This is a genomic window from Streptomyces sp. NPDC006339 (assembly GCF_040612775.1).
Classification (GTDB): Bacteria; Actinomycetota; Actinomycetes; order Streptomycetales; family Streptomycetaceae; genus Streptomyces.
Genome location: NZ_JBEXQW010000018.1, coordinates 14911 through 38737, shown reverse-complemented (window position 1 = coordinate 38737; position 23827 = coordinate 14911). Strand labels below are relative to the sequence as shown.

19 protein-coding genes, 4 tRNA genes and 1 other RNA gene are annotated in these 23827 nt (G+C 74.7%); 8 read left to right on the top strand and 16 right to left on the bottom strand.

Features of this window, described 5'->3' with window-relative positions; genetic code table 11:
• Positions 1-20 precede the first annotated feature (20 nt).
• The 7 genes from ABZ135_RS16610 to ABZ135_RS16580 form a co-directional block, all read right to left on the bottom strand.
• Positions 21-1217, bottom strand: coding sequence for a sigma-70 family RNA polymerase sigma factor (locus tag ABZ135_RS16610; RefSeq protein WP_356696421.1), 1197 nt, complete (start codon positions 1215-1217; stop codon positions 21-23).
• A gap of 131 nt (positions 1218-1348) precedes the next feature.
• Positions 1349-1783 (bottom strand): YciI family protein, encoded by a 435-nt coding sequence (locus ABZ135_RS16605; RefSeq protein ID WP_356696244.1) that lies wholly within the window; start codon positions 1781-1783, stop codon positions 1349-1351.
• Between the two features lie 92 nt (positions 1784-1875).
• Positions 1876-2655 (bottom strand): ATP-grasp domain-containing protein, encoded by a 780-nt coding sequence (locus ABZ135_RS16600; protein ID WP_356696242.1) that lies wholly within the window; start codon positions 2653-2655, stop codon positions 1876-1878.
• On the bottom strand, positions 2652-3890 hold the full coding sequence (locus tag ABZ135_RS16595; RefSeq protein ID WP_356696240.1) for a winged helix DNA-binding domain-containing protein: 1239 nt from the start codon (positions 3888-3890) through the stop codon (positions 2652-2654). Before ABZ135_RS16595 ends, ABZ135_RS16600 begins: the two co-directional genes overlap by 4 nt.
• 140 nt (positions 3891-4030) lie before the next feature.
• Entirely contained in the window at positions 4031-5092 is a 1062-nt protein-coding gene (locus ABZ135_RS16590; protein WP_356696238.1) for an aldo/keto reductase, read from the bottom strand.
• A gap of 10 nt (positions 5093-5102) precedes the next feature.
• Complete coding sequence (locus ABZ135_RS16585; RefSeq protein WP_356696236.1) at positions 5103-6101, bottom strand: alpha/beta hydrolase; 999 nt, start codon at positions 6099-6101, stop codon at positions 5103-5105.
• Positions 6098-7123 carry a DUF5937 family protein gene (locus tag ABZ135_RS16580; protein ID WP_356696234.1) on the bottom strand — a complete coding sequence of 342 codons (1026 nt, stop codon included), beginning with the start codon at positions 7121-7123 and terminating at the stop codon, positions 6098-6100. Before ABZ135_RS16580 ends, ABZ135_RS16585 begins: the two co-directional genes overlap by 4 nt.
• Before the next feature lie 94 nt (positions 7124-7217).
• On the opposite strand from ABZ135_RS16580, the gene ABZ135_RS16575 reads away from it, so the two are divergent.
• Positions 7218-8627, top strand: coding sequence for an MFS transporter (locus ABZ135_RS16575; RefSeq protein WP_356696233.1), 1410 nt, complete (start codon positions 7218-7220; stop codon positions 8625-8627).
• A gap of 195 nt (positions 8628-8822) precedes the next feature.
• Positions 8823-9140 (top strand): hypothetical protein, encoded by a 318-nt coding sequence (locus ABZ135_RS16570; protein WP_356696231.1) that lies wholly within the window; start codon positions 8823-8825, stop codon positions 9138-9140.
• A 56-nt stretch (positions 9141-9196) separates the two neighbouring features.
• Here the strand turns inward: ABZ135_RS16570 and ABZ135_RS16565 are convergent, their stop codons facing one another.
• Positions 9197-10672, bottom strand: a complete 1476-nt coding sequence (locus ABZ135_RS16565; RefSeq protein WP_356696229.1) for a glycosyltransferase family 39 protein — start codon at positions 10670-10672, stop codon at positions 9197-9199.
• Between the two features lie 134 nt (positions 10673-10806).
• Positions 10807-10894: transfer RNA gene (locus ABZ135_RS16560), tRNA-Ser, on the bottom strand.
• A 117-nt stretch (positions 10895-11011) separates the two neighbouring features.
• On the opposite strand from ABZ135_RS16560, the gene ffs reads away from it, so the two are divergent.
• From ffs to ABZ135_RS16530, 6 genes are all read left to right on the top strand, one after another.
• An RNA gene (gene ffs, locus ABZ135_RS16555) (signal recognition particle sRNA small type) lies at positions 11012-11110 on the top strand.
• An 84-nt stretch (positions 11111-11194) separates the two neighbouring features.
• On the top strand, positions 11195-13348 hold the full coding sequence (locus ABZ135_RS16550; protein ID WP_356696227.1) for a DNA polymerase III subunit gamma and tau: 2154 nt from the start codon (positions 11195-11197) through the stop codon (positions 13346-13348).
• A 61-nt stretch (positions 13349-13409) separates the two neighbouring features.
• Positions 13410-14669, top strand: coding sequence for a phosphoribosylamine--glycine ligase (gene purD, locus ABZ135_RS16545; protein WP_356696225.1), 1260 nt, complete (start codon positions 13410-13412; stop codon positions 14667-14669).
• Between the two features lie 262 nt (positions 14670-14931).
• Complete coding sequence (locus tag ABZ135_RS16540; RefSeq protein ID WP_356696223.1) at positions 14932-16788, top strand: hypothetical protein; 1857 nt, start codon at positions 14932-14934, stop codon at positions 16786-16788.
• Between the two features lie 149 nt (positions 16789-16937).
• A complete protein-coding gene (locus ABZ135_RS16535; RefSeq protein ID WP_356696221.1) occupies positions 16938-18398 on the top strand; it encodes a N,N-dimethylformamidase beta subunit family domain-containing protein in 1461 nt (486 codons plus the stop codon).
• A gap of 88 nt (positions 18399-18486) precedes the next feature.
• Positions 18487-19386, top strand: coding sequence for a phosphoribosylaminoimidazolesuccinocarboxamide synthase (locus ABZ135_RS16530; protein WP_356696219.1), 900 nt, complete (start codon positions 18487-18489; stop codon positions 19384-19386).
• Between the two features lie 47 nt (positions 19387-19433).
• On the opposite strand, the gene ABZ135_RS16525 is transcribed toward ABZ135_RS16530, so the two are convergent.
• From ABZ135_RS16525 to ABZ135_RS16495, 7 genes are all read right to left on the bottom strand, one after another.
• Positions 19434-19509 (bottom strand) — tRNA-Gly (locus ABZ135_RS16525).
• A 22-nt stretch (positions 19510-19531) separates the two neighbouring features.
• Positions 19532-20146, bottom strand: coding sequence for a response regulator transcription factor (locus ABZ135_RS16520; RefSeq protein ID WP_356696217.1), 615 nt, complete (start codon positions 20144-20146; stop codon positions 19532-19534).
• Positions 20143-21540 carry a histidine kinase gene (locus tag ABZ135_RS16515; protein ID WP_356696215.1) on the bottom strand — a complete coding sequence of 466 codons (1398 nt, stop codon included), beginning with the start codon at positions 21538-21540 and terminating at the stop codon, positions 20143-20145. Before ABZ135_RS16515 ends, ABZ135_RS16520 begins: the two co-directional genes overlap by 4 nt.
• 50 nt (positions 21541-21590) lie before the next feature.
• Positions 21591-22379, bottom strand: coding sequence for an ABC transporter permease (locus ABZ135_RS16510; RefSeq protein WP_356696213.1), 789 nt, complete (start codon positions 22377-22379; stop codon positions 21591-21593).
• Positions 22376-23353, bottom strand: coding sequence for an ABC transporter ATP-binding protein (locus ABZ135_RS16505; protein ID WP_356696211.1), 978 nt, complete (start codon positions 23351-23353; stop codon positions 22376-22378). The genes ABZ135_RS16510 and ABZ135_RS16505 overlap by 4 nt, the downstream gene beginning before the upstream one ends.
• Positions 23354-23533: 180 nt before the next feature.
• Positions 23534-23606: transfer RNA gene (locus ABZ135_RS16500), tRNA-Gly, on the bottom strand.
• 81 nt (positions 23607-23687) lie between these two features.
• Positions 23688-23759: transfer RNA gene (locus tag ABZ135_RS16495), tRNA-Gly, on the bottom strand.
• Between the last annotated feature and the right edge of the window lie 68 nt (positions 23760-23827).

Here is a 23827-nt window from a genome sequence, read left to right as displayed (position 1 = left end):
GCCGGGGAGCACGGTCACCGTCACCCGGAGAGGCGCGCCGCGCGGGTCTGGAGGTAGCGGCGTTCCGGGAGGCTCCGGGTGGCGCGGGCGGCCGCGCGATAGGCCGCGGCGGCGGCCGCGTGGGCGCCCGTGCGTTCGAGGAGGTGGGCACGGACGGCGGGGAGCCGGTGGGAGTGGGGGAGGCGGGGCTCCAGGGCGGTGAGGGCGGCGAGGCCCGCCTCCGGGCCCTCGACCATCGCGACGGCGACCACCCGGCCGAGTTCCGCCATCGGGTCGTCGGGGACCTTCGTGAGGAGGACGTCGTAGAGCGCGAGGATCTGGGGCCAGTCGGTGGTGCCGGGGCCCGTGGCCTCGTCGTGCAGGGCGGCGATCGCGGCCTGGAGCTGGTACGGGCCGGGCGGCCCCTCGGTCAGGGCCTCCTCGACCAGGGCGGTGCCCTCGGCGATCGCCGCCCGGTCCCAGAGCGTGCGGTCCTGCTCGTCGAGGGGGACCAGCTCGCCGTCGGGCCCCGTGCGGGCCGCGCTGCGTGCCTCGGTCAGCAGCATCAGCGCCAGCAGGCCCGTCACCGCGCCCTCCCGGGGCAGCAGGCGCCGGGCCGCCCGGGTCAGCCGGATCGCCTCACGGGCGAGGTCGGCGCGGTGGAGCGCGGGCCCGGACGTGGCCGTGTACCCCTCGTTGAAGATCAGGTAGAGCACCTGGAGCACGGAGGCGAGGCGCGCGTCCCGGTCCTCCGGCCGGGGCGGGTGGAACGGGTGGTCGGCCCCCGTCGCCCGCAGCTTCGCCTTCGCCCGGCTGATCCGCTGGGCGACGGTCGCCTCCGGCACGAGGAAGGCCCGCGCGATCTCCGCCGTCGACAGACCGCCCACCGCGCGCAGCGTCAGCGCGATCCGGGCGGCCGGCGGGAGCACCGGGTCGCAGCACAGGAACAGCAGCGTGAGCGTGTCGTCCTCGGCGGGCGCCGCCCGCACCTCACGCGGGGCGAGCCGCAGCGCCGTCTCCTCCCGCCGCGCCCGCGCCTCCTCCGACCGCAGCGCGTCCATGAGACGCCGGGACGCCACCCGGATGAGCCAGCCGCGCGGATTGCCCGGCAACCCGTCCCGCGGCCACTGCGCGGCCGCCGCGAGCAGCGCCTCCTGCACGGCGTCCTCGGCCGCGTCGAAGTGCCCGTACCGGCGTACGAGCGCGCCGAGGACCTGCGGCGCGTGCCGCCGCAGCAGGCCCTCGACGGTGGGCTCCTTCCCGTACGGGACGGTGCGCTCCTTCCCGTACGGACCGCCGTAGGGGTCGCCCTGCGGACCGCCGTGCGGGGCGCCGTCCGGCTCTCCGCGCGGACCGCCGTCCGGGTCGGTCAACCGAGCTCGCTCCCGCCCAGGTCGGCGCCGCCCGTCTCGTCGATCGGGCGGATCACCACCGGGTAGACCGGGGCGCCGGCCGGCTGCGGGCACTGCGCGACCCGCGCCGCGATCTCGGTCACCCGCTCCAGGCTCGCGCAGTCGAGCACCCAGTACCCGGCGAGCACCTCCTTCGTCTCCCCGTACGGCCCGTCCGTGACGACCGGCCGTCCGTCGGCGTCGGCGGTCACGAACCGCGTCCTGGCCGGCTCGACGAGTCCCTGCCCGTCGATGAACTCCCCCGTCTCCGACAGGTCGTCGTTGATCGCGTTCATGTAGGCGAACATCGCCCTGAGGTCCTGCTCGCTCCACGCGGGGCTGTGCGCGTTGCCCTTGCCGTTCATCGCGTCGTAGTCGGCCTGCGCGCCCTGCACCATCACCAGGTACTTCATGACGTCCTCCTGTGCCGGTGTCCTCGCCGGCGTAGTGGTCCGTGCCGGTTCTTTCACAGGAGACGTCGGAGCGGGTCCGCGATTCTCGACACTCAGGCCGATCCCACCCGGAGGAAGGAACGATCCCGCTCCCCGACCCGCCCCCGCGGACCCGCCGCCCGCAGGACGACGTCGAGCACGGCGGCCGGATCGGCCGCGTAGCAGTGCGCGAACCACGCCATGTTCGCCTCCACCACCGCCCACCCGGCCTCCTCCGTCCGGCCGACGTCCACGACCACCGCGCTCGGCAGCGTGCCGCCCACCGCCGCGAGCAGCTCCGCCCCGAAACGGAGGGCGTCCGGCGCGGCCGGGCCCGGGTCGAGGCGCCCGTACGAGAGGTAGCGGCTGCCCGCCACCACCCGCCCGTCCAGGACGAACAGCCGGTACTCGGCCGCGAACGTCACCGGCTCCGAGACCAGCACCGGCGTGTCCCCGGGCAGGTCGTCCGGCAGCCGGCCCCCGTCCTCGTACACGGCGGGCGCGAAGGACTTGTCGACCGGCGGCTTCACGAACGCCGGCCGCGCGAGCTCCCGGCGGGCCCGCGCCAGCGTCGTCAGCGTGACGCGGCGCCCCGTGAACTCCTCCGGCAGTTGCGCCAGCCACCCGCCCGACGGCTCCAGGAGCCCGAGCCCGAGCCGCTCCGCGACCTTGTCGGCGAGCAGCGGGCCGCCGTACCAGTGGGGCGCCTCGTCCGGGCGTACGACCGTCTCCGGCGGCCCGTCGAGCACGCGGGCCGCGAGGCCGCGCCGGGCGGCGGCCTCGGTGAGGAGGAGGGCGGTGGAGGTGCGCTGGGCGGAGATCACCAGGACATCGCGCGGGGGGAGGTCGGTCATGCGGCGGAGAGTTCCTTTTCCAGGGGCGTACGGAAGCGGGGCGTGACGCGGACCTCGCCGACCCAGTCGGCCAGCCGGGCGGCCTCCGCCTCCACGGCCCGTACGGCGTCCCGGCCGCCGGCGCCCTCGTCGAGCAGCCGCCACACGATCCCGCCGTCCGGCCGCTGTGCCCAGCCGCCAACGATCCGGCCGTTCCACCACACGGTCGGTCCGATGTTGCCACTGCGGTCGAAGAGCGCGGGACGGTGGGCAGGGTCCAGGTACCAGTCGCGGGCCTGCCACCCCATCGCCGTGGGGTCGAGGGCGGGCAGCAGCGCCGCCCACGGCTCGCCCGCGTCCGCTGCCGCTGCCGCTGCCGGTACGGGCTCGAGGTCGTCCGGCAGCACGAAGCCCGGCCCCTCGTCGAGGACCACCTCGGCCGCGCCGACGGCGGCCAGCGCACGGCGGACGTCCGTCACCTTCCAGCCCGTCCACCACTTCAGATCGGCCTCGGTCGCCGGGCCGTAGGCGGCGAGCCAGTGCCGCACCAGCTCCGACTGCGCCTCCGCCGCCGGGAGTTCCGCGTGCGGCGGGACCAGCGCCCACCGGAACCGGCTCGACGTCCAGCCGCCCTGCGGCCGGCCCCGGGCGATCCGCCCCTCCATGCCGAGCACCCGCAGCACCCGGCTGGACACCGACTGCGGCCCCTCATGGGCGGTGCCCACGCCGTACACGTAGTGCGACCTCAACCGCGGGACGGCCGCGCCCAGTTCGGTTCCGGTGGCCTCTCCGCGCTCCGCGAGGACGGCGAGGACCTGGCGTTCGGTCTCGGCGAGCCAGGTCTCGTCGAAGTCGCTGCCCGCCGCCAAGTGCTTCAGGAGCGTGGCGCGTTCGCGGGCGGCGGCCGCGTCCGAGGTGGAGGAGTAGACGGCGGCGGCGAGACCGGTGGGGACGACGAAGACGGTGTGCCGCATGCCGTGCATACGGGTCAGCGTCCGGTCCTCGTACAGGGCCCGCTCCACCTCCGCGACGGGGTCGCCGCCCGGCGCTAGCCGCGCGGCCGCCGCCAGGAAGACGGTCGCCGCGTCCGTCGCGTGCAGCGCCACCAGCGCCCCGGCCACCTCCTCCGCGGTTGCCGCCCGCGCGGAGGGGGCCAGGCGGTGGCGCAGGGCGAGGCGGGCCCTGCGCTCGTCGGGCCCGATCGCTCTCTTCGCTCCGGTCGCCCTTGCCGTCGTCTTTCCGGTCTTCTCTCCCATGGGTCAAGGATGGTGTCACCCGGTGAGGAAGTCCGTCGCGGTCTTTACGAACTCGTCTGAGTCCGCTTCTGCGTCTGCGTCTGCGTCTGCGTTTGCGACCGCGACCGCGCGACCGGGGCCTCGTCCTCGTCCGCGTCCGCTCAGTCCGCTGCCGCCCGCTCGCCCACCGGTCGGCGGCGCAGCGCAGGGTCGGTGAGGGCGGCCGGGCGCCAGACGCCGTCCGGCTGGTAGAGGTTCGTGCCGGGCGGGACGATCGCGTCGATGCGGTCGAGGACCTCGTCCGTCAGGACCAGGGAGGCGCCCTTCAGGAGCCCCTCCAACTGCTCCCCCGTGCGCGGCCCGAGGATCACCGACGTGACCGCCGGGTGGGTGGCGGCGAAGGCGATCGCCAGCTCGGGCAGTGTGGCGCCGATGTCGTCGGCGACGGCGATCAGCTTCTCGACGGCGTCCAGCTTGGCCTGGTTCTCCGGCAGGGCGGGGTCGAAGCGGTGCGGGGCGAGCGCGGCCCGCCCGCTGGTCAGGTCGACGGCCTGCCCCTTGCGGTAGCGGCCGGTGAGGAAGCCGGCCGCCAGCGGCGCCCAGGTGAGCACTCCCATCCCGTACCGCCGGGCGACCGGCAGGACGGAGGTCTCGATGCCGCGGGCGAGCAGCGAGTACGGGGGCTGCTCGCTGCGGAAGCGGCGCAGGCCGCGCCGCTCGGCGACGGTGTGCGCCTCGACGATCTCCTCGGCGGGGAAGGCCGAGCAGCCGAAGGCCCGGATCTTGCCCTGGGAGACCAGGTCGCCGAGGACGTCGAGGGTCTCCTCGATGTCGGTGCGGTGGTCGGGCCGGTGGACCTGGTAGAGGTCGATCCAGTCGGTGCCGAGCCGCTTGAGGCTGTTCTCCACGGCCCGGGTGATCCAACGGCGGGACAGACCGCCCCGGTTGGGGCCCTCGCCGCCGAAGGGGAAGTACACCTTGGTGGCGAGCACGGTCTCGTCGCGGCGGCGCGCGTCGCGCAGCGCCTTGCCGACGATCTCCTCGGACTCGCCGGCCGAGTACATGTCGGCCGTGTCGACGAAGTTGATCCCCTGGTCGAGGGCGGTGTGGATGATCCGTACGGAATCCTGGTGGTCGGGGTTCCCCACCTTCCCGAACATCATCGTGCCCAGGCAGTACGTACTGACTTCGATCCCGGTCCCGCCGAGTACCCGATAGCGCATGCGCCGCACCCTAGGTGTTGAAGTCCACTCCAGCGCAAGGGGTCTCGGAGAGGAAGCCGTCGATCAGGTCGTACAGGACGCCGGGCCGTTCCAGGTGCAGGTCGTGCCCGGTGCCGGGCACGCAGGCGCCACGGAGCCCGGGCAGCAGGCGGCTCATCTCGTCGTACTCCTCGGCGGGGATGATCCCGTTCTGCCCGAGGACGGCGAGGACGGGCACGTCGATCGCCGCCCACTCCTCCCACCGGGCGCGACCGGCGTTCTCGGCGAGCGAGGCGATCATGATCTCGGGGTCGAATCGGGGCCACAGGCCGCCGTCCCGCTCCTCAAGCCCGTCCGCCCAGCCTTCCCCTACGGGTCCGCCGCCGAGGTGGGCGACGGCCGCGTCCCGGGACGGAAAGGGCACCGGCCAGGCCCGCAGCCAGTCACCGACGCCGGCGAGCACCGCCGGGTCGGCTCCACCGGGCCCCGCCTCGACGAGCACGGCACCCGCGAGACGGCGATGGTGGCCGGTGGCGGCCGGGCGTCCGCGGTGGGCGGTGGGGGGCGGGTGTCCGCGGTGGGCGGTGGCGGCGGCCGTGAGGAGGGCGGCGTGCCCGCCGTACGACTGCCCGACGAGGACCGTGTCCGTGAGGCCGAGGTGGTCGAGCACGGCGAGGATGTCGGCGACGTACGCGGCCCGGGAGACGTCCTTCGGGTGGCGCTCGCTCGCGCCGTGTCCGCGCTGGTCGAGGGCGACGACCCGGTGCCCGTCGGCCCGCAGGCGCCGGGCGACGCCGTCCCATTCGCCGGCGTGCCCGGCGAGCCCGTGCAGCAGGAGGAGCGACCGGCCGGTGCCGCCGCCGCCCCAGTCGCGCAGCGAGAGCCGTACGCCCTCGCCGCCGGGCCCGCTGTCGCGTACGAGAGTCCGCTCGGTCCAGGTCGCCCCGGCCGACGCCGCCCCTGCCGACGCCGCCCCTGTCGTTCCGCTCGCCCCGCTTGCCCCGGCCGTCCCGGCCGTCGTCCCGGTCATGCGTACACCTCGCGGGGGCAGAGCAGCGCGTCCGCGACGGCGGTGCGTGCGTAGAGGACGGACCGGCCGCTGCGGTGGGCGCTGACCAGGCCCGCGTTCCTGAGGGCGATGAGGTGCTGGGAGACCGCGGCCGCCGACAGGCCGAAGACGGCGGCGAGTTGGGTGGTCGACGCGGGCGTGTCGAGCTCGGCGAGGAGCAGGGCGCGCGAGCGGCCGAGGACGGCGGCGACGGCGTCGGTGGCCGAGGTGGTGGTGCGGGGCTCCCACAGGTTGCCGATCCCGCGTGCGGGATACGCGAGTTGGGGCGGATCCGGCGCCACGGAACGGGTCAGGACCCGCGGCCAGGCGAACGCGGAGGGCACGAGGAGCAGCCCGGAACCCGCCTGGTCGCGGGTGAGCGCACAGGCCCGCCGGACGAGCCGCAGGGTGCCGTCGTCCCACCGTACGGTCTCGTGGAGTTCGCTGAGCACGCGCGCCGAACCGTGCTCGGCGACCTGGCGGGCGCGGTGGAAGACATCGGCCTCCAGGAGGGCGCGGATGCGGGCCCAGTAGGGGGCGAGGGCGAGCTCCCAGTAGGCGCGGATCTCGTCGCAGAGCCGTTCGAGGTCGAGGGAGTCGGGGCCCGCGTCGGCCCGGCCCCCTGGGGCCCGGCCGCCTGAGGTCTGGGCGCCTGGGGCCTGGGCGGCTGCGGTGCGGAGGGTGTCGAGGTCGTCGGCGATCTGCTCGGGCGGGGTGCGCCGGATGGCGTCGAGCTCGTCGTCGAGGGTGGGGAAGGGCCCGGCGGGGGTGGGCGTGAGGAAGTCGGCGAGGTAGCCGTGCGCGGGGACCAGCGCGGCCAGCCGGCCCCGGTGGAGCCCGGCGCGGCGGACCCGGGGACGTACCTGCGCGGCCCAACTCCGGTGCAGAGGAGGCTCGGCGTCGGTGACGAGCAGCCGGAAGCTGGTGACGACCTCCCACATGGGCGAGACGGCGAAACGGGTCTGGGCGAGGTCGGCGGCGGAGAAACTGAGCCCGGACTCCATGGCGCGCCCCCTGCTGTCCCGGTCGTCTCGGTGACGGATTCGGCCTGAGCTTAATGATTGGAGGGGGTGCGGGCCAGAGGCGCAGTCTCCTCCCATGCCTCCCTCCTCTTCTTCGTCTTCCTCGTCCCCGTCCCCGTCGCGGTCCTCGCTGTCGTCGTTCAGGGGGCTGCCGCCGGTCGTCTGGACCCTCTTCGCGGGAACGGTGATCAACCGGCTCGGCTACCTGGTCACGCCCTTCCTCGTCTTCTTCCTCGCCTCGCGCGGTGTCACCGGCACCGACACCACGTACGTCCTCGGCGCGCTCGGCGCCGGCAACCTCCTCGGTCCGGCCCTCGGCGGGATCCTCGCCGACCGCATCGGCCGCCGCCCCACGATGCTCATCGGCCTCGTCGGCGCGGCGGCCGCGCAGGGCGCCCTGTTCGTCGCACCCGGTGTGTGGACGATGGCCGCCGCCGCGCTCCTGATCAGCGCCACCGGCATGACCGTCTCTCCCGCCGCGTACGCGCTGATGGCCGATGTCGTCGACGCCGAACGCCGGCAGCGCGCGTACGCCCTCTTCGGCTGGGGCGTCAACATCGGCACGGCGGTCGCCGGCGTCCTCGGCGGCTTCCTCGCCGCCCACGGCTACTGGCTGCTGTTCGCCGTCGACGCGGGATCGATGCTGCTGTACGCGGTGGTGGTGGCCACCCGCCTGACCGAACCGCCGCGAGCCCCGCGGCCGGCCGGGGACGACGGCATCGGTTACGGAGTCGTCCTGCGCGACCGGCTCGCGGTCGTGCTCCTGCCCCTCCTCGGCGTCCAGCTCTTCGTCTACTCCCTCACGGAGGTCGCCCTGCCGCTGGCGATCCGCGACAGCGGTCTCTCGCCCGCCGTGTACGGCGCGATGGCGGCCGTCAACGCGATCCTGGTGGTCGCCCTCCAGCCCTTCGCGACCGTCCGCCTGGCCCGCCTGCCGCGGCTGCGCGTGCAGGCGGCGGGCAGCGCGCTCATCGCCGTCGGCGTCGCGCTCACGGGTCTGGCGGACGGGGTCGTGGGCTTCACCGTCTCGGTCGTCGTCTGGTCCCTGGGCGAGGTGATCGTCGCCGGCATCGCCGCCGCCGTCGTCGCCGACCTGGCCCCGCCCCACGCCCGCGGCCGCTACCAGGGCGCCTTCGGCTGGACCTGGGGCGTGGCCCGCTTCGGCGCCCTCACCCTCGGCGTCACCCTCTACACGGGCCTCGGCCCCGCCGTCCTCTGGTGGGCGGCCCTCACCGCCGGCCTCGCCGCGGCCGCCGCCACGCTGCTGCTGCGGCGCCGGGTGGACGAGCGGGCCGCGCTGTCGAACGGCGAGACGGTGGGCGTGCGTGTGGGCGCGCCCAAGCCCGAGCCCAGGCCCGAGCCCAGGCCCGAGCCCAGGCCCGAGCCCAGGCCCGAGCCCAGGCCCGCGTTCGCCCTTGAGCCGACCGGACTTGAGTCGGCGGACGAGCTCCAGCCGCGCCGCGACTCGTACGCGAGCCGCCGCTGACGGCCGGCTCACACGGAGGCAGACCGAACGCCCCGCCGACCACTCGTCGGCGGGGCGTCGGTCGTCCACCGGCCGGTCGATCCGTCCGCCGACCGTCCGCCGATCCGTCCGCCGACCCGTCAGGGCCCGCCCCCCCGGCGGCGCGTGTCGCGCGATTTCCGCCCGCACGCTCGCCCGGGCTCCTACGCTCGGCACGTGACCGAGAACGAGATCAAACTCAAGGCCATCGCCGCTCTGACGGCGTTGCGCGGCGGGGTCGACGAAAGCCTCGTCTCGGATCTTCTGGGCGAGGTGATCCCGGGGCAGTTCGCCGTGCCGGCGGGGGCGACCGCGGAGGAGATCGGGCTTTCCGTCCTGACCCAGCTCTCCGAACCGGTGAGCGCGCTGGTGAACGGCTTCATCCTGGCCTTCGAGGCCGTGGCCGACGCCCATGACGCCTCGGGCGCGGAGCCGGGCACCGAGCCGATCCTCCAGGAGCTGGCGCTGCGCCTGGCCAGCGACGACATCGACTGACACCCCCATCCCGTCCCTCCGCCCCTCCCTCCCGCACTTGACTCATCGCGCCGGCGTCAGCGCGCCACCACCGCTCCCGCCCGCCGCTCGTACACCGTCACCCGGCGCCCGCGCACCTGCGCGTCCGTGACCGGGGCGAAGTGCTCCTCCAGTACGGAGAGCTTCACGCGGTCCCGTTCCGCCGACACCGGCCTGGCCACCTTCCGCGCGTCGGTCACGAGCAGGATCCGCCGCTGGGACAGCATCGCGGCCCGTATCCGCTCGGGGCTGTCCTCGACGCCCTTGAGGGTGCCGGACGCCTCGGGGGTCTCGGCCAGCGCGATGTCCCGCAGGCCGGTGAAGGCGCCGGGGGAGACCATGCGGGTGTCCCGCCGGGCGGCCGGTATGTAGACCACGGCGTCCCCGGGGCCGCCCAGCCGCCGTATTTCCTCGGCCACCGCCAGGACGTCGTCCACGCGGCTGGCCGGGGACCTCTTGGCCAGGGACTGGGGCAGCAGCGCCACCATCGCCACGGCGATCGCCACGGGCAGGATCCAGCGCGCCGCCCCGGGGAAGCGCGGCCGGACCGCCTGTACCGCCGCGGCCAGGATCGAGCCGATCAGCAGGGCCAGACCGAGCAGGCTGAACAGTACGTACCGGTCCAGGAAGAGCGGCTGGACCAGGGACAGCCCGATCAGGCCGAGTTGCGGCACCGCGAGCAGGGGGAGCGCCACGGCGGCGAGGGTCGGCCGCCGGTCCGCCCGGGGCCGGTCGAGCAGGGCCCCGAGGCCGCCGATCGCCAGCAGGATCGCGGGGCCGATCATCATGTGCCAGGTCAGCGGCGGGATCCAGGAGACCTGGCCGGACTGGCCGCGGCTGAAGAGGATCAGCGGAAGCACGCCCGCCGTGGCGGCGGCCGAGGCCGCCGTCCAGCCGATCCACACTCTCCGCCCGGGGCGGGTCCGGAGCAGGGTCACCAGATGCGCCGGCAGGATCAGCAGCGACAGCCAGTTCAGCAGCCCGCACAGGAGGACCATCCCGCCGTACGCCGCCCATCGCGCGTTCCGGCGCTTCCCGCCCTGGAGCAGGCTCACGAGGAGCAGCGTCGAGACGCCGGCCCCGGCCGCGACCAGGGCGTACGGGCGTCCCTCCTGCAGGTAGAACTGCACGGCCGGCAGCAGCCCTAACGCGAGGCCCGCCCCGAGGCCCGCCCACGGTCCCGCCAGTCGCCGCCCGATGACGGTCACACAGCCCGCTGCCACCGCCGTGGCCAGCACGGAGGGCAGCCGCAGGACGGTGGTGCCGGGCCCGAAGCACTCGAAGAGGCCGTGCATGAAGAGGTAGTAGAGCCCGTGCACGACGTCGACGTGCTCCAGCAGGCACACGATCTCGGCGGTGGACCGCTCCGCCACCTGCCAGGTCGCGGCCTCGTCCCGCCACACACTGTTCTGCCGCGACAGCCCCCACAGCCCGAGCACCACGGTCCACACCACCGGTATCGGCCAGAGGTACGGGAGTCGTACCGCCTTGATCGAACCTGGCGCTTCCCTCACGCCGTCCCACCCCCCCATGACGCACGTCACAACCCCGCTCCCCGTCGGGCCCTCGCCCGCCGCACACTCCGAGCCCCCCACGGCCACGGAAAAGCCGAAGGGCCGGACCGCTTTCACGGTCCGGCCCTTCGGGCTGGCGGAGGATACGAGATTCGAACTCGTGAGGGGTTGCCCCCAACACGCTTTCCAAGCGTGCGCCCTAGGCCTCTAGGCGAATCCTCCGGGGAGAACATTACATGACCGGGAAGGGTGCTCGCGAACGTGATCCGGAGCGGGGATCGTCGAAGGGCGCAGGTCGGCGGGGGTGGTCGGGGAGGGGTTCGGATCGGGTACGCTGGGCGCAGCCCCTCACGTGGCGCTATCTGACTGAACTCCCCCAGGGCCGGAAGGCAGCAAGGGTAGGTCGGCTCTGGCGGGTGCGTGAGGGGCGCTTGCGTTCCGGCGCGGGTCCGGCCGTGGGGGGCCGGGCTCCGGTTTCCGGTTGTTCCCGGGTTGTCGGTGGGCGCCTATAACCTCGTATACGTGTCGTCTCTCGCGCTGTACCGCCGCTACCGTCCCGAGTCCTTCGCCGAGGTCATCGGGCAGGAGCATGTCACCGACCCGTTGCAGCAGGCGCTGCGCAACAACCGGGTCAACCACGCGTACCTGTTCAGCGGACCCCGCGGCTGCGGAAAGACGACCAGCGCCCGGATCCTCGCCCGGTGTCTGAACTGCGAGAAGGGGCCGACCCCGACTCCCTGCGGGGAGTGTCAGTCCTGTCGGGACCTCGCGCGCAACGGGCCGGGGTCGATCGATGTCATCGAGATCGACGCGGCCTCGCACGGTGGTGTGGACGACGCCCGTGACCTGCGGGAGAAGGCGTTCTTCGGGCCCGCGTCGAGCCGGTACAAGATCTACATCATCGACGAGGCGCACATGGTCACCTCGGCGGGCTTCAACGCCCTGCTGAAGGTGGTCGAGGAGCCGCCGGAGCACCTCAAGTTCATCTTCGCGACGACCGAGCCCGAGAAGGTCATCGGCACCATCCGGTCGCGCACCCACCACTACCCCTTCCGTCTCGTCCCGCCCGGCACCCTGCGGGAGTACCTGGGCGAGGTCTGCGGACGCGAGGGCATCCCCGTCGAGGACGGGGTGCTGCCGCTCGTGGTGCGGGCCGGCGCCGGGTCCGTGCGTGACTCGATGTCGGTCATGGACCAGTTGCTCGCCGGTGCCGCCGAGGACGGTGTGACGTATGCCATGGCGACGTCCCTGCTCGGCTATACGGACGGGTCCCTGCTGGATTCGGTGGTGGACGCCTTCGCGGCCGGGGACGGGGCCGCGGCCTTCGAGGTGGTCGACCGGGTGATCGAGGGCGGCAACGATCCGCGCCGCTTCGTCGCCGACCTCCTGGAGCGGCTGCGCGACCTGGTGATCCTGGCGGCCGTGCCGGACGCCGCCGAGAAGGGCCTGGTCGACGCGCCCGTCGACGTCATCGAGCGTATGCAGGCGCAGGCGTCCGTGTTCGGCGCCGCCGAGCTCAGCCGGGCCGCCGACCTGGTCAACGCCGGACTGACCGAGATGCGTGGCGCGACCTCGCCGCGGCTCCAGTTGGAGCTGATCTGCGCCCGCGTGCTGCTGCCCGCCGCCTTCGACGACGAGCGGTCGGTGCAGGCCCGCCTCGACCGGCTGGAGCGCGGGGCCGCCGCCGCGCCCGCGCCCGTCTTCACGACCACGTCCCCGGCGCCCCAGATGGGGTACGTGCCCGGTGCCGACGCCCACGTCCCGGCGCCCGCACCGGTGCAGCCGCCCGCCCAGCCCCAGGCCGCCGCCCAGCCCGTGCAGCAGGCCCCCGCCCCGGCAGCCCCCACCCCGGCAGCCCCCGCGCCCCCCGCGGACGCCCCCCGGCCCGGCGCCTGGCCCGGGGCCGCCCGCCCCGGCGGCGGCGCGCCCGGCGGTGGTGCCCCCGGCGCCTGGCCCGGAGCGTCCGCGTCCCCGGCCCCGTCGCAGCCCCAGCCCCCGGCCCCCGCCGCCCAGTCCCCGGCCCCCGCCGGAGCCGCGCAGGCCCCCGCCGGGAACATGGCCGCCGGTGCCGCCCAGGTGCGCAACATGTGGCCGTCGATCCTGGAGGCGGTCAAGAACCGGCGCCGCTTCACCTGGATCCTGCTCTCGCAGAACGCGCAGGTGGCCGGCTTCGACGGCACCACCCTCCAGCTCGGCTTCCTCAACGCGGGCGCCCGCGACAACTTCGCGAGCAGCGGCAGCGAGGACGTGCTCAAGGCGGCCCTCGCCGAGCAGTTCAACGTGCACTGGCGGGTCGAGGCGATCGTCGACCCCTCGGGCGGCTCCGCCCCGCCGCCCGCCGCCGGCGGCTTCGGGGGCCGCCCGGCCGCCCCCGCCTACCAGCAGCCCGCCGCTCCCGCGCCGGCGCCCGCCCCGCAGGCCCCGTACCAGGCGGCGGCCCCCGCCCCCGGCCCCGTACAGCAGCACCGTCCCCAGGCCGCGTCCGCCGCCGCCTCGCAGGCGACGGCGGCCGCTCCGGTCCCGGCGCCCGCCCCGCAGGCGCCGCCGCCGGTGGCGCCCGAGGACGACATGCCGGAGGAGGACGATCCGGACCTCGTCGACTCCGCGCTCTCCGGTCACGAGCTGATCGTGCGCGAGCTCGGCGCCACGGTCCTGGAGGAATACACGAACGAGTAGGGGCGTCCCGGTCGGCGGCCCGCACAAAGACCACGAGGTCGCGCGGGCTACCCTGGCTGGCGTGAAGGTCCTCGTCATCGGCGGCGGCGCCCGCGAACACGCCCTGTGCCGCTCCCTCTCGCTCGATCCCGACGTCACCGCTCTGCACTGCGCGCCCGGCAACGCCGGAATCGCGGAGGTCGCCGAGCTCCATCCCGTCGACCAGCTCGACGGCGCAGCCGTCGCCGCGCTCGCGACCCGGCTCGGTGCCGACCTGGTCGTCGTCGGCCCGGAGGCCCCGCTCGTCGCGGGCGTCGCCGACGCCGTCCGCGCGGCCGGCATCCCCGTCTTCGGCCCCTCCGCGGAGGCGGCGCGCCTCGAGGGCTCCAAGGCTTTCGCCAAGGACGTGATGGCCGGCGCCGGCGTGCCCACCGCCCGCAGCTACGTCTGCACCACCCCCGAGGAGATCGACGAGGCGCTCGACGCCTTCGGCGCTCCGTACGTCGTCAAGGACGACGGTCTCGCGGCCGGCAAGGGCGTCGTGGTCACCGAGGACGTCGAGCAGGCCCGGGCGCACGCCCTCGCCTGCGACCGCGTGGTCATCGAGGAGTACCTCGACGGCCCCGAGGTCTCCCTCTTCGCCATCACCGACGGCACCACCGTCCTGCCGCTCCAGCCCGCGCAGGACTTCAAGCGCGCGCTCGACGGCGACCAGGGCCCGAACACCGGCGGCATGGGCGCCTACTCGCCGCTGCCCTGGGCCGATCCCGGGCTGGTCGAGGAGGTCCTCGCGACCGTCCTGCAGCCCACCGTGGACGAACTGCGCCGCCGCGGCACCCCGTTCTCCGGCCTGCTGTACGCGGGTCTGGCGATCACCGGCCGCGGAGTGCGGGTCATCGAGTTCAACGCCCGCTTCGGCGACCCCGAGACGCAGGTCGTGCTCGCCCGGCTCAGGACCCCGCTCGCGGGCGTCCTGCTGAACGCGGCCAAGGGCACCCTCGCCGACCAGCCGCCGCTCGCCTGGCGCGACGAGGCCGCCGTCACCGTGGTCGTCGCCTCCCACAACTACCCGGGCACCCCGCGCACCGGCGACCCCATCGAGGGCCTGGCCGAGGTCGCCGAGAAGGACGCCCCGCACGCGTACGTCCTGCACGCGGGCACCAGGCGGGACGGCGACGCGGTCCTGAGCGCGGGCGGCCGGGTCCTCTCGGTCACCGCCACCGGATCGGACCTGACCGAGGCCCGCGAGCGCGCCTACGCGGCGGTCGGCCGAATCCGCCTTGACGGTTCCCAGCACCGTACGGACATCGCGGAGAAGGCCGCGAAGGACGCGCGGGGCTGAGGTCCCGGCGCCCGGAGGCGCGGCCGCGCAGTGAACCGCACGGCCGCGCCGACGTCATCACCTTTGCCCAAAGCCATTCCATCGAGTGACGGCTCGGCCATCCGGATGACGCCCGCCGAACGCCCAACTAGGGTGCGGCGAAGGCGTTCCGCCGATGTTCCGGCACTTGGCCCTACCGACATTGCGATGTCAGTGGCGGGTGCCACAGTGGGGGAGTGAGCAACACCGCCACGGGCAGTCCCGACGAGGGCAGGAGGGGGTGATGTACGGCGTGTCCGGTATCGGTTCCGCGGCCGGCGAGGAGCTCGGCGCGCGCGCCGCGCGTGCCCGGGCCCTCGCCGTGCTCCGCGTCCGCGGCAGGGCCCTCGGCCTCGCGGTGCTCCCCGCCGCCGTCGCCGTCGTGCTGTACGCCGGTGGTGTCACCGGCCGTTTCACCGGCCCGGGCTGGGACACCGCCCGCTGGGTGGTGACCGCGCTCGCCGTGGTCGTCCTGCTCGTGGCGGCGGCCGTCGCCCTGGTCGTCGCCCGGTCCCGGCCGGCCGTGACGCCGACGGTGGAGCTCGCCGAGAGCGCCGCGCCCGATCTGTACCGGCTGGTGCGCGACCTCGCCGACCGGCTCGGCGTTCCCGCGCCCTCCGCGATAGCCCTCACCCCGGACTGCGACAGTTGGCTGGAGGACCGCTCCCACCCGGCGCACGGCCGCCGGCACCAGGGGAGCGCGCCCGGCGACGCGCCCGTCCTCGTCATCGGTTCGCCCTTCCTGTGGTGGATGCGGGTCGCCGAGCTGCGGGCGGTGCTCGCGCCGGTCGTCGCCGGTACGGGGCCGGCCGCGCACCCCGACATAGCCGCCGCGCGCCGCTTCGTCCGGGGCCTCGACGCGGCGGTGGCCGCGCCCCGGCGCCCGGGCCTCGACCCGCTGCGCAGGCTGGGCGCGCTGGGCGTCGGCCGGCTGGCCCGGGTGATGCTCAGGAGCTGCCGCGGGCATGCCGCCGAGATGGAGCGGGGTGTCGCCGCGGCCGGTTCCGAGCGGGCCCAGACCGTCGACTACGGCGTGCGGATCGTCGCCCAGGAGCAGGTCGGCCTCGCCTACGCGGGCTGGGACCGCCTGCTGACCCGGGTCGCGCTGCCCGCCTGGCGGATGGGCCGCTGGCCCTCCCGCCTCGACGCCGGCGTGGTCTCCGCGCTCACGGAGCTGTCCCGTCGCGACCGGCTGGCGGACGGCTTCACCTCCCGCCTCGGCGAGCGCCCCGCCTGCGACCTCCTGGAGGAGCCGGGCGCGGTCGACGAGGCCACCTCCCTCCTCGCCGCCCAGCTCTTCCACGGCGCCCCCTCCGGAGCGGGCCCGGACTGGGCGCCGGTCGAGTGGAGCGACTACGCGGACGAGGTCGTCGACCGCACCTGGCGCACCGACGCGGCCCGCCTCCACCAGGTCCTCGACCGCCTGGGCGCGAGCCCCCCGCCGCCCTCGAACCCCCTGACCTCCCAAACCCCCCTGACCCCCCAAACCCCCCAAACCCCCCTGACCGGCCTTCCCGAGCCGGCGGACGAGCCGGCCCCGACCGCGCCGCCCGCGCCCGCGCCCGCCTCCGGCGGCCCGGCCCCCGCCGCCTCTCCCACCCCCGCCCCCACGCCCGCCCCCACCCCCACGTCCACCGACTTCGTCGCCGCGCCCGACGGGCCGACGCTCGCGCGGGTCATGGCGCATCTGGCCGGGCCGCCGCAGGGGGGCTCCGAGGGGGGCGGTGGGGCCGCCGATGTGCTGGCCGCCGCGCTCGCGGCGCAGGCGGCGCGGGAGGAGGAGGGGCGGCGGCCCGCCGTGCCCGCGGCGGAGGGGCCCGACGGGCCGTTGGAGCTGTTCCCGTTGCAGCCGCCCCGCAGTGGGCGGGATCTGCTCGCCGATCATGTGGCGGCCATGGTGTGCTGCGCCGCCGTGGACACGGCGGAGGCGGCGCCGGGGCTCGACTGGCTGGACGGGCCGGCGCTGTTCGTCCGGGGCGAGCGGAGCACGGATCTGACCGCGGTCGTGCTCGCCCTCGTCGAGGACGGCGACCCGAAGCCCCTGCGGGCCTGGCTGGCCAGGACCGGAGTCCGCCCGGAGAAGCCCGTCCGGCTCGTCTGAGCCGGAGGGCGAGGTTCCACTCTCGTCAATTCGCGACGAACGGTGACGGAGTGCGTGCGTTATGTGATGTGCTGGAGACCGGCACTGACAGAGGCAGGACACCGGACCGACGAGGGCGACGACCGGGGGAGTCGAGGGAGGGGCGCAGCATGGGGGCGGAGCAGATCAGGCGGTGGGAGTCGGGCGCGCTCGCGCATGCCGTCTCGGATCCCTTCGGCCAGGGCCCCCTGCCCTGGCTGCGCGGCTCGGAGAACTACTTCGACGGCACCGGCCAGCTCGTCCCCTGGTACGCGGACGAGACCCTGGCCCGCGGCGGTGGCGGCGGCCCCCGCACCGCCGACGACGTGCACGGCCAGATCAAGGGCTTCGTGTCCACCGGGGCCGTCGCGCCCGGCGAGGCGATCGATTTCCACATCACCGTGGACCCGCCGCAGCAGTTCTCGGTCGACGTCTATCGCATCGGGCACTACGGCGGCGACGGCGCCGCCAAGATCACCACCAGCCCCCGGCTGTCCGGAATCGTCCAGCCGGCCCCGCTCACCGCCGACCGCACCGTCTCCTGCCACCACTGGTGGCAGTCCTGGCGGCTTCAGGTCCCCTCGTACTGGTCGATCGGCGCGTACGTCGCCGTCCTCACCACCGTCGGCGGCTATCGCTCCCACATCCCGTTCACGGTCCGCGACAGCCACCCGGCCGACCTGCTGCTCGTCCTGCCGGACGTGACCTGGCAGGCGTACAACCTCTATCCGGAGGACGGCCGCACCGGCGCCAGCCTCTACCACGCCTGGGACGAGGAGGGCCGGCTGCTCGGCGAGGAGGACGCGGCCGTGACCGTCTCCTTCGACCGCCCGTACGCGGGCGCCGGCCTGCCCCTGCACGTCGGGCACGCCTACGACTTCATCCGCTGGGCCGAGCGCTACGGCTACGACCTGGCGTACGCGGAGACCCGCGACCTGCACGCGGGCCGGGTCGACCCCAGCCGCTACCGGGGCCTGGTCTTCCCGGGCCACGACGAGTACTGGTCGGTGCCCATGCGCCGTACGGTCGAGCTCGCCCGCGACCAGGGCACCTCGCTGGTCTTCCTGTCCGCCAACACCCTGTACTGGCAGGTGGAGCTGGGGCCCTCGCCGTCCGGCGCCCCGGACCGGCTCCTGACCTGCCGCAAGCGCCGCGGCCCCGGCCGCCCGGCGCTGTGGCGGGAGGTCGACCGGCCCGAGCAGCAGTTGCTCGGCATCCAGTACGCGGGGCGGGTGCCCGAACCGCACCCGCTGGTCGTGCGGAACGCGAACCACTGGCTGTGGGAGGCCACCGGCGCGGGCGAGGGCGACGAGCTCCCGGGCCTGGTCGCGGGCGAGGCGGACCGCTACTTCCCGCGCACCGCGCTCCCCGAGCACCAGAGCCGCATCCTGCTCGCCCACTCCCCGTACCGGGACGGCGAGGGCGCGCGGCGCCACCAGGAGACGAGCCTCTACCGCGCGCCGTCGGGCGCCTGGGTCTTCGCCTCGGGCACCTTCGCCTGGTCGCCGGCGCTCGACCGGCCGGGCCATGTGGACACCCGCGTCCAGCGCGCCACCGCGAACCTGCTCGACCGGATCTGTAAGAGGGACTGACCAGGGGTTCACCGGGCCCGGCGGCCGGACCCGGCCGGGTGTGCGAGACAATCGGACACGCTCCTGGATCAACCTACGCGGAGGAACCGTGTCCGGATTCGTAGAAAAGCCCGAACCCGTCCAGGTCCCGGGCCTGACCCATCTCCACACGGGCAAGGTTCGCGACCTGTACCGCGACGAGACCGGCAACCTCGTCATGGTGGCGAGTGACCGCATGTCCGCGTACGACTGGGTGCTGCCGACCGAGATCCCCGACAAGGGCCGGGTCCTCACCCAGCTCTCGCTGTGGTGGTTCGACCGGCTCGCCGATCTGGCCCCCCACCACGTCCTGTCCACCGACCTCCCGGCCGGCGCCCCCGCCGACTGGGCGGGCCGCACCCTGATCTGCAAGTCGCTGAACATGGTGCCGGTCGAGTGCGTGGCCCGCGGCTACCTCACCGGCTCCGGCCTGGTCGAGTACGAGGAGTCCCGCACGGTCTGCGGCCTCGCGCTCCCGGAGGGCCTGGCCGACGGCTCCGAGCTGCCCGCCCCGATCTTCACCCCGGCGACCAAGGCCGCCGTCGGCGACCACGACGAGAACGTGTCGTACGAGGAGGTCGCCCGCCAGGTCGGCGCGGAGACCGCCGCACGGCTGCGCCAGACCACCCTCGCCGTCTACAGCCGGGCCCGGGACATCGCGCGCGAGCGCGGGATCATCCTGGCCGACACCAAGTTCGAGTTCGGCTTCGACGGGGAGGCGCTGGTGCTCGCCGACGAGGTCCTCACCCCGGACTCGTCCCGCTTCTGGCCGGCCGACCAGTGGCAGCCGGGCCGGGCCCAGCCCTCGTACGACAAGCAGTTCGTGCGCGACTGGCTGACCTCGCCGGCCTCCGGCTGGGACCGCAAGAGCGAGCAGCCGCCGCCGGCCCTCCCGCAGGAGGTCGTCGAGGCCACCCGCGGCAAGTACATCGAGGCGTACGAGCGTCTCACCGGCAACACCTGGAGCTGAGGCGGGCACGAGAAAGCCCCCGGTCGGATCGACCGGGGGCTTCTTCATGGAGCGGACGACGAGATTCGAACTCGCGACCCTCACCTTGGCAAGGTGATGCTCTACCAACTGAGCCACGTCCGCCTGCGCCGTAGCGCGCAGCTAACTATACCCAACCTTTCGACCGCGCGAGACGCACTGCCGTGTGCCGGTTCTCGGCTCCCAGTTTCGCGGCGGCGGAGGAGAGGTAGTTGCGGACGGTTCCGGGGGAGAGCGAGGCCCGTCTGGCGATCTCCGTGACGGGGGCCCCGTCGGCGGCGAGTTCGAGGACCTCGGCCTCGCGGGCGGTCAGCGGGGAGTCCCCGGCGGCGATGGCGTCGGCCGCCAACTCCGGGTCCACATAACGGTTTCCGGCGTGCACGCTACGGATCAGCTCGGCCAGCCGCTGGGCGCTGACGGTCTTCGGGACGAAGCCGCGGACACCGGCGGCGAGGGCCCGCTTCAGGTGCCCCGGGCGGCCGTGACTCGTCACGATCATGGTTCGGCAGCCGGGCAGTTGCTCCCGCAGGGATGTGGCCACTCTCACACCGTCGGCGCCCGGCATCTGGAGATCGAGGACCGCGACGTCCGGCTCGTGGGCGAGCGCCATGGCGAGCGCCTCGGGCCCGGACGCGGCCTCGGCGACGACCACGAGGTCGTCCTCCAGGGAGAGCAGGGCGGCGAGCGCGCCCCGGATCAGATGCTCGTCGTCGGCGAGCAGAACGCGTACGCGCGCGGTCACGACGCCGTCTCCTTCCTCGAGTTCTCGGCGTTCTTCGCGCTCTTCGCGCTCTTCGCAATCTCCGAACGCCCGGAGCGCCCAGAGCGCCCGGAGCGCCCCGAGTCCCCCGAACGCCCCCCGGTCCCCGGGACGGGTGCGCCCCCGACCCCGACCCCGGCCCCGGGCCCCGCCGGCAGCGGAACCCGGGCCGTCACCCGGAACCAGCCGTCCTTCGCCGGGCCGGCCTCCAGCGTGCCGTCCACCGCCGACAGCCGTTCCCGCAGCCCCGCGAGGCCCGAGCCGGGCCGCCGCGCCGACCCGGTGCCGTCCGCCGCCTCCCGTACGCCGTCGTTCTCGACGACGAGCAGCACCGCACCGCCCCGCGTCCGCAGCGCGATCCGGCACTGCCGCGCGTCACCGTGCCGCAGGACGTTCGTGGTGGCCTCGCGGACCACCCAGCCGAGCGCCGACTGCACCTCGCCGGGCAGCTCGACCGCGGCCGGATCCATGGCGCAGGCGATGCCCGCCGCCGCCAGCACGCCCCGCGCGCCCTCCAGTTCCACCCTGAGGTCCGCCTCGCGGTAGCCGCGGACCACGTCCCGCACCTCGCGCTGGGACTCCTGGGCGATCCGCTGCACCTCGGTCATCTGGGCCACCGCGTCCTCGGGGCGACCGCGCCGGGCGAGCTGCACCGCCAGCTCGCTCTTGAGCGCGATCACCGACAGGTTGCGGCCCATGACGTCGTGCAGGTCGCGCCCGAACCGGAGCCGCTCCTCGGCGACCGCGAGCCGGGCCCCGAGGTCGCGGGACCGCTCCAGCTCCCACACGATCCGCAGCAGCCAGCCGGAGAACCCGCAGGCGAAGACCATGGCGCCGCCGCTCACCGGCACACCGAGGGTGTACGCGAGGACCTGCGGCCAGTCCAGGCCGAGTACGAGCGCCGCGAGGCCGGCCGTGAGCGAGGCGAGCAGCACGGTGCCGGCCATCCGCCGCGCCGAGCGCAGGCACACGGCCACCGAACCGAGCGTGAAGGCCGCCGTGCCGACGACGACGGCGCCGGCGATGCCCGCGTCCCGCAGCGTGCCCGCGGACTGCAGCGCGATGAGCGTCACCGCCCCGAGCGCGGTCACCCCGAGCAGCACGGCCGCGAGCCGCACGGGACGCTCCCGCCGGTCGAGCTGCCAGTCGAGGGCGCGGGAGGCGAGCACCGCGCACAGGACGGCGTGCGCGACGACCAGCAGGGCGATCACCGTGGCCGGGGCGATGCCGATCTTCCCCTCGGCGTTGCTCGCGAAGGGCACGAACGCGACCCCGCCGACCTCGAGCAGCGGGAAGAGGTGGAAGGTCCACCGCGTGTACAGCTCGACCTTGGCCGCGCTGCTGCGGCCGCTCCACCACCCCGTCAGCCTGGACACGGCCGACCCCCGTTCTCCCGTTCACCGGTCTCGGTATCGGTCCCGGTCCCCTAGCGCCGCGGCTCCCAGCGGAACCACTTCCGGACAGCAAACACGCTCAGCACGATCCAGGCCACCGTGGTGAGCCCCGCGCCCAGCAGTTCCTTTCCGCCGACGCCGGCCGCCCCGGCCTCCCCGCCCGTCCCCAGCCAGCCGGCCCGGACGAGCTCCATCGGACCGCTGAGCGGGAGCAGCGAGCAGACGGAGGCGACCGCGTCCGGCAGGGACTCGACGGGCACCATCAGGCCCGAGCCCATCGCGGAGACCAGGAAGAAGGGCAGGGTGGTCAGGCCGGCGCTCTCCACGGAGCGGGTGATCACGGTGGTGACGGCGGCCAGCGCGGCCAGCAGCACGATCCCGGCCAGCGCGCCGAGGAGCAGCAGATCCGGGCGGCGCGGGGCGGCCGCGCCCAGGGCGGCCGGGCCGAGGGCGGTCAGGACCGCGCACTGCGCGAGCGCGATGACCGCGGCCGGCAGGGCGCCGCCGGCCAGGATCTCGGTGTCGCGGGCCTCGCCGGTGCGCAGCCGCTTGAGCACGAGTTCCTCGCGGCGGGCGACGTAGGTGGCGACCAGGTTCATGTAGACGACGAGGCAGAGGACCATTCCGGTGCCGCCGACCATGGTGGCCTCGGCGACGCCGATCGGGAGGCCGCCCTCGTCCATGCCGGCGAGGGAGGTGCGCAGCAGGAAGACCATGAGCACCGGCATGAGCAGGGCGACGAAGAGGTTGTTCCGGTTGCGGGTCAGGAGGGTGAGCTCGGCCCGTCCGAGGGCGGTCAGGCGCGCGGCGGTGGCGTTCATCGGGCCTCTTCCAGGGCGGTGGGGGTGCGGGCGAGGGCGCTGCCGAGGCCGCCGCCGGGGTGCTCGGCGAAGTCGTCGTCGGCGCGGGAGGCGATCTCCAGGAACGCCTCCTCCAGCGAGGCGGAGCGGGCGTCGAGCTCTTCGAGCCGTACGCCGTGGGTGGCGGCCCAGGTGAGCAGCTCGCCGAGGGTCTCCTGGAGCTCGTACGTGCGGATCTCCACGCGGCGGCCGTACGCGGCGGCCTTCAGGCCGAGCGGCAGCCGCTCGTGGCCGACGCCCTCGGGGAGCCGGAAGCGGATCCGGGCGGGTCGGGCGGCGGTGACCTCGGCCGGGGTGCCGGAGGTGACGATCCGGCCGCGGTGCATGATCGCCAGTCGGTCGGCGAGGGTCTCGGCCTCTTCCAGGTAGTGGGTGGTGAGGAGGACGGTGGTGCCCTCGTCGCGCAGCCGGCGGACGAGTTCCCAGGTGTCGCGGCGGCCCTCGGCGTCGAGGCCGGTGGTGGGTTCGTCGAGGAAGAGGACCTCGGGGCGGCCGAGGAGGGCGAGCGCGAGGTCGAGCCGGCGCCGTTCGCCGCCGGAGAGCTGCTTGATCCGGACGCGGGCGCGGTCGGTGAGGCCGACGGTCTCCAGGGCCTCGCCGACGGGGCGGGCGCCGCTGGTGCAGCCGGCCCACATCCGTACGGTTTCGGCCACGGTCAGGTCGGAGGGGAAGCCGCCGTCCTGGAGCATGACCCCGATGCGGGGGCGGACGGCGGCGCGTTCCCGGTACGGGTCGTGGCCGAGGACGCGGGCGGTGCCGCCGGTCGGGGCGGCGAGGCCCTCCAGGAGTTCGACGGTGGAGGTCTTGCCGGCGCCGTTGGTGCCGAGGAGCGCGAAGATCTCGCCCCGGGGCACGGTGAAGGAGATCCCGCCGACGGCCTCGAAGCCGCCGGAGTAGGTCCGGTGGAGGGTGTCCGCCTCGATCGCTGGTGTCATGGGTCCAGGCTTCCGCCGGTCCCCGGCCTTCGGCAGTGCGCGCTGTCACCGGCCCGGCTGACAAATGTCATGCCCGGCCCGGGAACACCCCGGCCGTAGGAACACCCCGGGCGCGGGAACACCCCGGACGTGGGAACGACGAAGGCCCCGGTTCCTGAGAACCGGGGCCTTCGCTCCCTGAGCGGACGACGAGATTCGAACTCGCGACCCTCACCTTGGCAAGGTGATGCTCTACCAACTGAGCCACGTCCGCATTGCTCCCGACCGGCTTTCACCGGGCGGTGCGAGCACCACTCTACCAAACGCACCGGAGTGCTCGGTAACCGTGATGCAGAGCGGGTGACAGGGATCGCACACTGCGGCTTCCCCCTGGAAGGGGGCTGTTCTACTACTGAACTACACCCGCACGCTGCGTGAGGTCCGGCCTTGCGGCCTCGCCCCTCGGCGTGATCCAGACTCTAGCGGATCATGGGG